Source organism: Neoehrlichia mikurensis, assembly GCF_019186785.1.
Lineage (GTDB): Bacteria > Pseudomonadota > Alphaproteobacteria > Rickettsiales > Anaplasmataceae > Neoehrlichia > Neoehrlichia mikurensis.
In genome coordinates, this window is sequence record NZ_CP066557.1 from 494877 (window position 1) to 508656 (window position 13780).

Below are 13780 nucleotides of genomic sequence, written 5' to 3' on the forward strand. Positions count from 1 at the left end.
TAGCAAAACTTCTACATAAGTTAATCTAGCAATACAAAGCATCATATTTTAAATGTGCAACTTTTATTTTGATGATAATATTTCCATAGCAGTAGCATTTGCTATAATCCCATATTGCTCATATGTTTCTTCTATACACCACATTATATAAAATCTTTGTTTTAAAAGAGTTTTATATTTATACAGATTAAATTTACAGTAATAAAAATAATCTTTAATCAAAACAAGTATACATTATGTTATACATAACATTAATATTACTGGACAATAATTTATAATTTTTTGTAAACCTTTAAATATTGTTGTACTATATCCTCCATATAATGGGGATAAATGCTAACGCTTTCCAAATCTTTATCATCAGAAACAATATTATATTGCATAAACAATAGCTGATCTCTTGTCAATAACGGAGTAGTATTCCCTGTTATAGGTTTAAGTATAATAGAAACAATTTTAAATTCACAAATAAATGCTATAATTTTTGCTATAAACAAAGGTAATTTTATTAAAATATTTTTTCTACAAGTCACTTGTAGAATAAATTCCATCAAAGATTTTATAGAATAAACTTTAGGACCACAAACATTATATAATGTTTTATTTGTATTATTACATACTAAATAACTAACTAATTTTGCAATATCACCAACATATACTGGCTGTAGTAGCATTTCACCACCTTTAATCAATGGCAAAAATGGTAATAATAATGATAGTCTTGCAATATTATTAAAAAATCTATCACCAAATCCAAACACTAAATTTGGCCTAATTATTATAGTATCAGAACATGCAGTTATAACAGTTTCTTCTCCCTTATACTTACTTTGCGCATATATAGAATCTTTAGCATCTTCAACCCCCATAGCTGAAAAATGTATTAATTTAGCACAATATTTATTGGCAATTTTTGCAATAATCCCAGCAACCACTACATGAACATCATTAAATTTTGCTCTTCTCGATTCATATAAAATACCTATTAAGTTAATAATTATATCACACTTGATAACATATCTTTCCACTACTTCGATGCTCAAAGTATTATATTCTATAATTTCTACATTTCCTAAATGTCCGAATAATTTTAGTGACAAAGCTTTATTAGCATTACGTGTAAATATTTTAACTATATGATTATTTTTAACAAGATCTTCAACTACATAACTACCTATAAACCCACTGCCTCCAAATACTACAATATGTTTTGCAATTTTTGACATTTTATACCTACAATTAAGTATTTGTTAAATATGATAGCACATATAATAAAATTATTCTGTCTTACTTAAATTTATAGTATATTACACCATTTAAATAATGTATTCCTCTTAAGAGATAACATAAAATCTTTCTTAAAATATAAATTTATAACGTATCATTAAAGTTACATACAGCAATCTAAAAATTATTTAAATTAATTATAATAAAAAAATTACTTTTATTCTTAAATTTTTTTCAGCTTTCTTTTCATAAAAAATAAATTTACAACCATAAATACAATATACTAACTTAAGACTTATAGCAGGTTTTAATTTCCTATCAATTCATGACATTTAACAAATAATACAAAAGTCACTTGTATAATAAATTCTAATATAATGTTTTATTTGTATTATCATATACTAAACAACTAACTAATTTTGCAATATCATCAACATATATTGGCCGTAATAGTATTACACCATCCTTAATCAAGGATACAAAAATTATAAAAACATAAGGCATATTTTATATTGAATATATTTATCTTAACTATCTAATAAAATGATAAAAGTTTGTTTACATAAACATCAGTAATAAATTAAAGTATTATCCACATAACTTTTAACATATTTTTCTTATTATTAGATTTTTTACTTTGAACCAGCATTTCACGTTATAATGCATTAGTAAAAACACAAATCTTAACTGTTTTATCCCTAACCCTTACCCATTTTTCCTATAGAAGATGAGAGTCCACCTGCTCCGTTATCAGTGATTGCATTATAATAAATTAAGGTCTCTTGCTTCTTTTATAATAGCATCAGATAACTTTTTTGTGTAATGGGATCACCAATTTGTACTACTATTGAGCCAATATTTTCTATAAGTGTGTTTGATAAAAAAGTAGCACCATGAATACCGTTATATACAATAATAAATTCTACTCTTATAAAAATATTTAAGTTAACAAAAATAACTTTCTAACAAATATGAATGTTATTAAACAATATACAAAAGTTATTAGTAAGTATTTGCATGTCATATTTAATCTAAACTTCTTCTGCGTATAAAATACTCTTTATAATATATACTAATAGTAAAAAGTAATAGAATCGTATCCAAATATTTTTAGTAAATTATGTATATTTTTTTTTAATAAATTTTCTTGTTTCATAATTGTATTAACATAAGCAACTACATCTGTTATTAAACACTGATCAGTAAGAGCATTCACAAATTTAAAGTCAGTTAAACCTGACTGCTTTATTCCCAAAATATCACCTCCTCCACGCAATAACAAATCCTGTTCTGCTATACAAAATCCATCATGTAATTGACGTAATACACATAACTTTTTATAAGCAGCATCATTAATTGTACCATGAAGTAATATGCAAAACGAAGGTTTATTACTACGACCAACCCTTCCTCTAAGTTGATGTAGCTGTGATAAACCAAATCTTTCAGCATTCTCTATGATAATAATCGTAGCATCAGGAATATCAATACCTACCTCTATTACTGTTGTCGCAACTAATAATTGAATTTCCCCATTATAAAAAGAGTACATAGACTTCTCTCGTTGTCTTTGTGACAAATTACCATGTGATAATCCTACTTTATCAGCAAAAATTTCTTTCAGAAAAAGAAATCTTTTTTCTGCTGCTGCTATATCTAAGGTTTCAGACTCTTCTATACATGGACAAATCCAATATGCTTTATGTCCATCTTGTAATGCAAGCTGTAGTTTTAATATTATCTCATTCAATTTAGCAATACTTACAATACGAGTACAAATAGGAATTCTACATTTTGGTTTATCAAGTAATTTTATACACTCCATATCTCCATACATAATCTGTTCTAAAGTTCTTGGAATAGGAGTTGCAGTCATAAATAACACATCTGCTGTATTTCCTTTTTCAATAAGCCTCATTCTTTGCATTACACCAAATCTTTGCTGTTCGTCTATTACAACTAATCTCAGATTTTTAAAGTGAATTGAGTCTTGAAATAAAGCATGAGTTCCTACAATAATTTGAATTTCTCCTTGACTCAACCTATTTTGTACATGCTTTTTTTGCCTTGTTGCTCCTGTTAACAATGCAACACTAATATTAAGTTCAGATGTTACTTGCTTGATCCAATTATAATGTTGGGTAGCTAGTATTTCAGTAGGAACCATAAATGCTACTTGCCCTTCACTTTCTAATGCATTTAACATTGCAAACAATGCAACAACTGTTTTTCCGCTTCCTACATCTCCTTGTAATAATTTTATCATTTTACTATCTAACGCTTGAGCAGCTATTATTTCTTGTATCGCATTTTTTTGACCAGTAGTTAGTGTAAACCCTAATTTCTCTAATATCCTTCTACGATAATTTCCATTATTAACAATGGAAACCCCTGTCTTAAGATGATATTTTCTTATTGTATACATAGAGATGTGATAACTTAATAATTCATCGTAAGCTAATCTATTCCTATATAAATGTATCTTCTCAAGATCATCAGGATAATGTACTTTTTTTATGCTTTCCTTCCAACTATACCAACAATTTTGTTGTATTAAACAATTATCCAACCATTCTGGAAAATCAGGTAGCAATTTAATTGCTGATTTTACAATTTTAGATATTCCTTTAGAGGTTAATCCTCTAATTAAGGAATATATTGGCTCTATAGAATAAATTTCATCAAACTTTGTAAGATTACTTGTTATATAATCAGGATGTGTTATTTGCATTTCTCCTAAAAAATTTTCTAACTTTCCACTTATTACACATTCCAACCCAATCGATAATAAATTTTTTAAATATTGTAATGAATAATTAAAAAATACTAAAGATATTCTTCCTATATCTGTATCTACTATTATTTTAAAAGGCGTTCTTTTGCTTCGCTGAGTGAGCATGCCATATTGCAGCACTACAGCTTTAAACGTAACAACTTTACCAATAGCATTATGCGACAATTTATTCCTTCTATCTACATAATTCTGCGGAATATAAAAAAGAAGATCTATAATTTTATCCCCTTTGCATAGTTTTTTTAGTAAACTGCTTACTGCATCTCCAACATGAGGCAATTCACATATATTAGAAAATATATCAATATTTTTCATAGCAATTTATTTAAAAGGGTTCAGTAATTCTTATGTATATTTACTACATATTTATGATTGGTATCATTTATACAAGTTTATATAAATTCTACAAAGTTATAAAAATGAAGTATCACTAAATTTAGTTAGTGACCTACAAAAGTTATCACAAATAATAAAAAACTTACGAATAATGCCACATAATATTTTTGACTATATAGAGCAACTATGATACATTAAAGATTATTATGATTTTTTATGAGAATACTAATTATAATTTCAGGCAGTATAGCTGCCTATAAAACACTCGATATTATACGTACGTTAAAAAAAAATAACTATACTATTAACTGTGTTATTAGTAAATGTGGAGAAAAATTTGTCACCCCACTATCAGTAGCATCTCTATCTGAAACTCCGGTATATACTGAGAAGAATGCCTTTGATGTTGATAATATTAAACACATATCTATTGCAAGAAATTCTGATATTATATTAGTAGCACCTGCAACCGCAAATATTATAGCAAAAACAGCTTATGGAATTGCTGACGATTTTGTAACTTCCATTCTTATAGCTGCTAATATTCCCATAGTAATGGCACCTGCTATGAATCCATATATGTGGCAATCTAAAGCTACACAGCGAAATATTTGTATATTAGAAAGTGATAACATAAAAATTATACCACCTGAATATGGATACACAGCATGCGGTGAAGAAGGATATGGAAAAATGGCAAACATTCAAAAAATAATTAAATTTATAGAAAACCTAAAATCAAATCTATTATAAACCCACTTCAAAAAAATCTAAGTTAGCAATGCACAAAATAATTTATTGCAAAAAAAACATAGAAAAACAACAGCACTAAAAAGCTATAATCATATATAAAACATGTAAGTTTATTGTACTTTTTGCAGCACTAATACAGCAACTTACATTAAAAATTTAGAAAATATAAACACTAGTAAACTTACTAAATAATATTTGATAGATGTACATAAGAATTACTGAACCCTTTTAAATAAATTGCTATGAAAAGTATTAATATATTTTCTAATATATGTGCATTGTCCCATGTTGGAGATGTAGTAGGTGAATTACCTAAAAACTGTGCAAAGAAAATAAAATTATAGATCTTCTTTTAATTTTTTAATACAATAGCATCACATTATTTTATATTCCTTTATTTCAAATTTCCTAACAACAAACTATAACAAAAAGTTTTCTATAACCCTTTACATAATAACATAACAGGCATACATAAAATACCCAATCCAAAAAATAGAACTACTTACAAAAAAATTTTATAGCAAAAGTTTTTCTAATAACTCCTTATACAGTAATATAACATGTATATATAAAACAATATAACCACCTCAGTTGCCAACAAAACAACAACTTATTAAGTTACCATAATGACTCTAAAATAAAATTTACATAGTTGAAATTTATCAGCATACACTACATACATATTAGTACTTAACAGATTTATTTACCTAAACAAAACTTACTAAATATATTATCTAATATATCATCACTACTAACAGCCCCAATTACCTTACCTATTTCTTTTATTGATATTCTCAAATCCTCAGATAAAATTTCAACAGGCAAATTAATATTTGTATTATTTAATATATCAAGTGCATTTTGCAAATGTACCCTATGTCTATTAGAAGTAATAAATAAACTATTATCTGTAGGAAACATTAATAATGATCTTTCTTTTATTACCTGTAGTAGCTTATCTATACCTATATTATTATGCACAGAAATAGGAATAAAATTGACATTAAAAAGAAAAACAGTATTTTGATGTTTTATATTATCTGCCTTACTTAAAACACATACTGTTTTACTATCAATAAGTTTAACAACATCTTTGTTAATAGCATTAAGGCCACTATAAGGAAAAACCCTTATTTTTAAATCAGCATTATCTGCTTCTAATTTTGCTCTTTTTATTCCTTCTTGCTCTATAGCATTATCGCTCTCTCTTATTCCAGCTGTATCAGTAATAATAAAAGGATATCCTCCTATATCTACATGCGCCTCTAATACATCTCTTGTAGTTCCAGCGTATTCTGATACTATTGCAATATCTCGCTTAGCTAAACAATTAAAAAGTGTAGATTTTCCTACATTAGGTTCACCAATAATTGCAATACGTGCACCATTTTTTAACCTTTCGCCTCTATGATTATCATTCAAGTAATTTGTAAGAGAATTCTTTAACTCACTTAACTTACTATCTATTTCGTTCAATGCAGAACATGTAACTTCATCAGGAAAATCAATATAAGCTTCTATACTAGCTAATATATCAATCAAAAAATTTCTCCAATTTGCATACAACTTTTCAAAATCACCTGATACTTGCTTTAAAGCCTGTTTTAATTGTATATCTGTTTCAGAATTGATAAGATCAGCAATACCTTCAGCTCTTGTTAAATCCATTTTACCATTTAAAAAAGCACGCAATGAGAATTCTCCCGGATTAGCTAATCTAAAAATTTTACGCAATTCATTAAACATTATTCTTACAACTGCTATGCTACTATGAATATGCAGCTCAATAACATCTTCTCCAGTAAAACTATTTGGAGCAGGAAAATACAAAATTACCGCTTCATCTATTGCTTCATTATCACTATTATATAAAACACTAAAAGCTGCAACTCGTGGTTTTACTACACAATTAACTTTAAAATGCTGTAAAACTTTTTTAGCATAAATACCAGAAATTCTAATAACTCCTATTCCTGCTTTTCCTTGTGGGGTAGCTAAAGCAAAAATTGTACTCATGCACTACCTCAAACATTAACTATTTTTAATTAGAAGCACTTCTTAATATATCATTAATTGATACTTTACATCTTGTACTATCATCAACTGTTTTAACAATAACAGCACAATATAATGAGACTTTACTCTCATTACACAGATAAGAACCAGGTACTACTACAGAATAAGGTGGTACCTCACCATACGAAACTTCTCCAGTACTTCTGTTTACAATTCTTGTAGACGAACCAATAAAAACGCCCATTGCAATTACAGATCCTTCTCTTATTATTACACCATCAACAATTTCACTTCTAGCACCTATAAAACAGTTATTTTCTACAATAACAGGCCTAGCACTTAATGGTTCTAATACACCACCTATTCCAGCACCACCAGAAATATGACAGTTCTTACCTATTTGAGCGCAGCTCCCAACTGAGGCCCATGTATCAACCATAGTACCAACCCCAACATATGCCCCAACATTTACAAAACTTGGCATTAATACTACATCAGATCCAATATAAGCAGATTTACGTACAATAGAACCTGGCACAGCTCTTATGTTCATTTCATCAAAATTATTCTTGCTCCATTTACTAAATTTAAGCGGAATTTTATCACACCAATTAAATCCACCAGCATATGTAGGACCAGAAAATTCTATTAACTGTGTTTTTTGAGTACGAAAATACATTAATATCGCTTTTTTAATCCAATCATTAACTATCCAATTCCCATTACTTTTTTCACAAACTCGAATACTACCTTCATCTAGCAAATCTATAACAATTTCAGCAAGTTCTTTCATTTTTTTTTGATTGCTTTCTTGTATTAGAATACTTAACTCTTTATCAAAATAACTTTTTACATCATCAATCATAATATCTCTATTATTAATATATAAGTATATATGTAATATATCTTAAAAAAAATAATAATAAAGTACTTGTTATATTTTACACAAAACATCTATTAATTTACCATAGTTCATTACTTTATGCATAACTACTGGAAATTCCATGATATATTAAAAACATATCAGCGAACAATTTTTTAAAATTTATTAACTATCCTACATTCAAAATTTATCAAACGACATTTATACAAAATAATCATATGCAACTAATAATGCATAAAATCAGATAATATCAATAAATCTTCAAAACATTAAATACATAACAAATATTTAAAGATATCTTTAAAAAAACTTACTATAATTAAATGTTACTTAATATAAGCAGATTCTGAAAATTATGTTAATGCTCATTATTCTGAATTAGGATAAATGTATCTTATCTTACTTATAACAGAAATAAAAATTTAACAATGTAATACATTTACAAATATTAATATAATTGATTCCATAGATACGTTTTTTATTAAGTGTCATTGCTTTATAAACAATAAATACCTATATAAGCAAGGTATTATTGGATTAATACACAATAGCTAATAAAGAATCTAATACTTGCTTATAAGATATCGTACATTTAAAAAAGTAAAGGTATCCATCATTCAAATTTTACACTTATTATATAAGAATACCATAAGTTCTAACATAGAAGTACAATATAAAATAGTTATTACTTTTTTGAAAAAACATATATTATAATATATGTATTGTTAATTTTTCAATTGAATATAAAAGTTTAAGCTAATTCTAAATAAATTTAAGTAGTTATTTATCTAACGTGTATTTAAAAAATGTCTATATAGATTTTACTTACCGGTATTATGTTCTTGATTTTATCATAGCAATATTATGAATAATATAATATAATTAACTGTGCAATTCTTAAGAATATTCGTTAATGAAAATAGAATGTGAAAATTGTCAAGCAATATATAAAATTGATAAATCAAAAATTCCTGCAAAAGGTAAAAAAGTTAAGTGCACACACTGCGGTAATATTTGGGTACACATCCCTGAAAATATATATGATAATTCGCAACTAAACAATATAGAAAAAAAACCTAACAATAACCACACTGATTTAAAAAAAACATTATATAGTAACATCAAATTAATAATAACAATAATACCTTTAATATTCCTTTTTTCCACTACATTTCAAAGTAATATACCATATAATATAAGAAAAATTTACCGTTTGACAGAAACTTATGATACATCTAATATCAAGCTTACTAGTTCTAATATAAAGATTTCTAAAATAGACAATAAAACCGTAAATGTAAAAATAGATGGTGTTATTGAGAATCAATCCAATAAAGAAAGGTTTATACCTGATATTTATTTTATTTTTTACAGTAAAGATAAAAAAGTTATATTATCAAAAAAACTTAGAGATAATAAATATGGTATAATACCCGGTAATGCAAAATATAATTTTACTAAGAATATATACAGTATTTCAAATAATATTGATACCTTACAAATTAAAATAGGCAATATGTTTGAGGTGTATTTATATTAATGATACCAGAATTTACTGTAACTGAAATTACAAAAGTTTTTCAGTATTTTGTACATGAAACTTTTAACAAAATTAAAGTTAGAGGAGAAGTCAGTAATAAGTCTCAACCAAAGTCAGGTCATACCTATTTTACATTAAAAGATGACAATGCTATAATTAATGCAATATGTTGGAATAACACAAAATTAGATATTAACATTACAGACGGTATGGAGGTTAGCTGTACAGGATTTTTAACTACCTATCAATCAAAATATCAACTAATTGTAGAACATGCATCATTATCAGGGTTAGGTCAATTACAAATAATACTTGAAAGAACTAAAAAAAAACTAGAAAAAGAAGGATTGTTTGATATAAAAAATAAAAAAAAATTACCTATGCTTCCCAGAATAATAGGAATCATAACATCTATAACCGGTTCTGTACTGCAAGATATAATTAATCGTGTACAAAGTCGCTTTCCTACACATATTGTAATATATCCAGTATCAGTACAAGGAGTAGAAGCACATTATCAAATAATACATGCAATATCTCAACTCCATCTTTTACAAGCCAATCGCCCAAATGTTATTATTATCGCAAGAGGAGGAGGTAGCATTGAAGATTTATGGCCTTTTAATGAAGAGTTACTTATTAGAGCTGTAGCTAATTCACAAATTCCAATAATTTCTGCAATTGGACATGAAACAGATTTCACACTTATTGATTATGTAGCAGATATTCGTGCTCCTACTCCAACAGCAGCAGTAGAAATTGCATTACCTGAAAAATCGCAATTTTTAGAAATTATAAATAATAAGTTCTATAAGATAAAAACTACATTACAACACTTACTAGATAATAAAAAATACCATTTACTAAAGTTACATGATAAGCTATTAGCTACTAAGTATAAACTTAAATCATTAAGTTATAAGTTATATGAACATCACAACAAAATAAATGTATTATTTAAAATATTATTATTACAAAAACAACAAAATCTTAATAGCTTTTTTTATAGAATAAATTACTATAATAAAAAACATCTATTAAATATAGGATATGCTATTGTGTATGACAAAAATAATAAAATTGTCGATACATCTAAAGATGTATCCTTAAATGATACTATTACCATTGAGTGGAAAGATGGTAAGCACGTAGCTACAATTAAATCCTAGCCTAGGTATCACACCTTCAATACAACTACAAGTTAAAATAACTATTAAACAGTCATAATATTAAATTTTATAAGCAATTCTTTTTTACAAGACGTTTACTTTAAAATACATCAAAAAAATTCACTAATGCTATAACTAAATTATATTTACAATAGCTCATTTTCTTTAAATGCTATTATATTACTTATCAATAAAGTAGCTCTAGCATTTAGGATAAAACTAATCTTAATATGTAACTTAACAAATGAATATTATGAATTATTGCATATACTAAATTACCAAATATAATACCAGTCCATAATGAATAATAAAATAGAAAAATTCGTTAATTATTAACTTCACTAAATGTTATGATATAAAAGTTATATTAGTAATATAGTTTTTTTCTGCCATCATATTATTACTCTCAGAAAAAATTAACATCCTTTACTTTAAATTATCTCACACTATAGTAAATTATATTACAAAATACATATTAAAAATTAGAAATAATAATGCTTTTCACAATTATGTAATCATTTATAACAGCAATGCTGACAAATATATAAAACATTGCTTAGTTATTTAATTGCAGTTTTTTTAAACTTGTAGAATTTTTTTAACTGGGATTTTTTTGATTATTAATATTACAGCAATGTATTAATACATAACCCTACAAAAATAGTAATTTTTTTCTTACTTTGTAGAATTTGTTAAATATCAATACAGAAGTTTATCATATTAATAATCTATACATTCATAACTTAGTACATTTCAAAAATGAATTATTATATCTTAACAATTTTGTGTAGAGATTTAGTAAATATAAATTATATCTAGAATGATAGTAATAAATTACAAATAGTACCTTGACATTTTAACACTTAAATAATATATAGCCTGTTTACAGATATATTAAACAGAACAATACCATTATAGCAATTTTTATGTAATACCCTTGATACACAAATATTACTTTTTATATAAGGTATTAATTCTTCAGTATCTTACGCTTACTGCAAATTAAATGCTTTAAATATTAATCATCTTTAATCGTGTCACATATAAAAAACTTATGTAGATCTTTATTAAAGTAAGTAAGTTTTATGAAAAATATTAACATGCATGCAAATAATACAATCTTAATCTAGCATAATAAAAAATATCATTATAACTATGCACTTTAACATCCCTCTATCTAAGTATCAATAATAGCTTTGTTATTATTACACATTATATACAACACTCAATTTATAGATTAAATACAATATTATCTTCATATTTAACCTTTTATTTCATAATTAAAATATTGCTCAATAATATAAATAAAATTATTTAGCAGTAAGTTATTTCATAATAGATTCAATTATAAGTAAAATATATAAAACAGTTAAGTTATACTTAAAAAATGCAGTAATGCTCCACCTCCTGTAGAAATATATGTAAAATCCCTTTCTAAAAAACCAGCTGCCTTAATTGCAGAAATACTGTCTCCTCCTCCAACAATAACATTAACTTTTTTCTTTTTAAGATCGACTAAAGTACGCGTTAAGTCAAATGTCCCTCGAGAAAATTTTTCATATTCAAATGCACCAACAGGTCCATTCCATAAAATAACATTACATTTTTCCAGTATAGCCTTAATTTTCAATAAAGTGTTACCACCAATATCTAAAATCATATCATCATGTTCTATTTTATCTATATCTTTTAAAAAACATACATCAGAATTAATACTTTTTGCAGTAATACAATCTATTGGAAGAATAATTTTACAGTTATTTTGCTGCGCAATATTTATAACTTCTTCAGATATTTCATACGATATAGTTTCACATAAAGATTTACCTATATTTATCTCCTTTATTAATAAAAAATTATTTGCTATAGCTCCCCCAAGTATTAAAAAATCAATCTTACTTGCTATATTTTTTAACATAGATACTTTAGTTGAGATTTTAGCTCCTCCCACTATAGCAGCAATTGGTCTACTAGAATCTGACACAACTTTACTAAGATATTGTATTTCTTGTTGAAAATTCAATCCTATAAATGATGGTAAAAATTTAGTAATTGCATTTATAGAAGCATGCTGACGATGAAAGCAGGAAAATGCATCATTAACATATACATCTGCAATTAAAGATAACTGCCTTGCAAAATCATCATCATTTTCCTCTTCTCCTTTATTAAATCGCAAATTTTCTAATAAAAAAATAGACTTTTCTGAAGAACATACTATGTTTCTAACCTGCATTCCTATATTTTCACTAATGAAAAGTACTTCTTGTTGACACATGTTACTTATTACATCTGTTAAAAATCCTAAGGAGAATTTTTTATCATAAGTTTTCGGACGACCAAAATGTGAAGCTATTATAATTTTAGCATTATGTTGTAGTAAGTAATTTATTGTTGGGATTAATCTTACTATGCGTGTACTATCTTGTATTAATCCATTTACAACCGGAACATTTAAGTCTGCACGTAATATTACAATCTTTTTATAAAAATTAAAATCTTGCATTTTACGTATGCTACATATATAAAAATTTTTCTTATTCATACAACCGTCATAAATACCTAATAATATAACAACATTCTTAAATACTTATAGATTTTTATATGAGATATCACACAATACCGCATACTAGAAAACATTTTTCTATATTTATTATCAATAATAAAGTATCAAAAAACTCTGCAATAATATAAAACTAAATAGCCAGTTAATTTTCATAATCAATAAATATATGTTAAGTATAACACAGTTATTTATTAAATTCAGGCTCATATAATAGCTTAATTTAAATAACTATAGATCAAGATATAATTTAGCATATCAATTATACAGTTTTAAAATTAATGCAATAGCGCACAATAATATACATTCATTACAATGGTACTGCATAACATCCAACTTTTATAATAAAATAAATCCTGTTGTCAATCTTTAAAGAATTATGTTTTCTACAATAAGAACATTACAAATAAGAAAGTTATCTATAATAACCAATACTAAACCTTTAACAAAATTCGCACAAAAAACTATATATTCCAGTAAAATTTCATTATCAAATAAA

At 25.8% G+C, this 13780-nt stretch carries 9 protein-coding genes and 1 pseudogene; 3 read left to right on the forward strand and 7 right to left on the reverse strand.

Annotation, left to right across the window (positions count from 1 at the left end; translation table 11 throughout):
• Positions 1-272: 272 nt before the first annotated feature.
• The 4 genes and pseudogenes from HL033_RS01950 to HL033_RS01955 all read right to left on the reverse strand — a co-directional run bounded on the left by HL033_RS01950 (position 273) and on the right by HL033_RS01955 (position 4336).
• Positions 273-1226, reverse strand: coding sequence for a complex I NDUFA9 subunit family protein (locus HL033_RS01950; RefSeq protein WP_218194406.1), 954 nt, complete (start codon positions 1224-1226; stop codon positions 273-275).
• Positions 1227-1596: 370 nt separating this feature from the next.
• Positions 1597-1731 carry a hypothetical protein gene (locus HL033_RS04520; protein WP_255323779.1) on the reverse strand — a complete coding sequence of 45 codons (135 nt, stop codon included), beginning with the start codon at positions 1729-1731 and terminating at the stop codon, positions 1597-1599.
• 200 nt (positions 1732-1931) lie between these two features.
• Positions 1932-2132: pseudogene (locus HL033_RS04565) on the reverse strand (AIR synthase-related protein); the annotation flags it as partial.
• Between the two features lie 167 nt (positions 2133-2299).
• Positions 2300-4336 (reverse strand): ATP-dependent DNA helicase RecG, encoded by a 2037-nt coding sequence (locus HL033_RS01955; RefSeq protein WP_218194407.1) that lies wholly within the window; start codon positions 4334-4336, stop codon positions 2300-2302.
• A 237-nt stretch (positions 4337-4573) separates the two neighbouring features.
• On the opposite strand from HL033_RS01955, the gene HL033_RS01960 reads away from it, so the two are divergent.
• Positions 4574-5110, forward strand: coding sequence for a flavoprotein (locus HL033_RS01960; protein WP_218194408.1), 537 nt, complete (start codon positions 4574-4576; stop codon positions 5108-5110).
• Between the two features lie 699 nt (positions 5111-5809).
• Here HL033_RS01960 and mnmE read toward each other — a convergent pair.
• Complete coding sequence (gene mnmE / locus HL033_RS01965) at positions 5810-7126, reverse strand: tRNA uridine-5-carboxymethylaminomethyl(34) synthesis GTPase MnmE (protein WP_218194409.1); 1317 nt, start codon at positions 7124-7126, stop codon at positions 5810-5812.
• A gap of 25 nt (positions 7127-7151) precedes the next feature.
• Entirely contained in the window at positions 7152-7991 is an 840-nt protein-coding gene (gene dapD / locus HL033_RS01970; protein ID WP_218194410.1) for a 2,3,4,5-tetrahydropyridine-2,6-dicarboxylate N-succinyltransferase, read from the reverse strand.
• Between the two features lie 931 nt (positions 7992-8922).
• On the opposite strand from dapD, the gene HL033_RS01975 reads away from it, so the two are divergent.
• Both HL033_RS01975 and xseA read left to right on the forward strand, forming a co-directional pair.
• Positions 8923-9549: a zinc-ribbon domain-containing protein gene (locus tag HL033_RS01975; RefSeq protein WP_218194411.1), complete on the forward strand. Its 627-nt coding sequence runs from the start codon at positions 8923-8925 to the stop codon at positions 9547-9549.
• A complete protein-coding gene (gene xseA, locus HL033_RS01980) occupies positions 9549-10718 on the forward strand; it encodes an exodeoxyribonuclease VII large subunit (RefSeq protein WP_218194412.1) in 1170 nt (389 codons plus the stop codon). The genes HL033_RS01975 and xseA overlap by 1 nt, the downstream gene beginning before the upstream one ends.
• Before the next feature lie 1369 nt (positions 10719-12087).
• Here the strand turns inward: xseA and HL033_RS01985 are convergent.
• The gene (locus HL033_RS01985; RefSeq protein ID WP_218194413.1) at positions 12088-13263 is read right to left on the reverse strand and encodes a phosphoglycerate kinase; all 1176 of its coding nucleotides are present in this window, start codon (positions 13261-13263) and stop codon (positions 12088-12090) included.
• Positions 13264-13780: the final 517 nt, after the last annotated feature.

Excerpts from the sequence above, each read along its gene's own strand:
- xseA (WP_218194412.1), top strand. The coding sequence starts at position 9,549 with ATGATACCAGAATTTACTGTAACTGAAATTACAAAAGTTTTTCAGTAT.
- HL033_RS04520 (WP_255323779.1), bottom strand. The coding sequence starts at position 1,731 with ATGCCTTATGTTTTTATAATTTTTGTATCCTTGATTAAGGATGGTGTA.
- HL033_RS01960 (WP_218194408.1), top strand. The coding sequence starts at position 4,574 with ATGAGAATACTAATTATAATTTCAGGCAGTATAGCTGCCTATAAAACA.
- mnmE (WP_218194409.1), bottom strand. The coding sequence starts at position 7,126 with ATGAGTACAATTTTTGCTTTAGCTACCCCACAAGGAAAAGCAGGAATA.
- HL033_RS01985 (WP_218194413.1), bottom strand. The coding sequence starts at position 13,263 with ATGAATAAGAAAAATTTTTATATATGTAGCATACGTAAAATGCAAGAT.
- HL033_RS01975 (WP_218194411.1), top strand. The coding sequence starts at position 8,923 with ATGAAAATAGAATGTGAAAATTGTCAAGCAATATATAAAATTGATAAA.
- HL033_RS01950 (WP_218194406.1), bottom strand. The coding sequence starts at position 1,226 with ATGTCAAAAATTGCAAAACATATTGTAGTATTTGGAGGCAGTGGGTTT.
- HL033_RS01955 (WP_218194407.1), bottom strand. The coding sequence starts at position 4,336 with ATGAAAAATATTGATATATTTTCTAATATATGTGAATTGCCTCATGTT.
- dapD (WP_218194410.1), bottom strand. The coding sequence starts at position 7,991 with ATGATTGATGATGTAAAAAGTTATTTTGATAAAGAGTTAAGTATTCTA.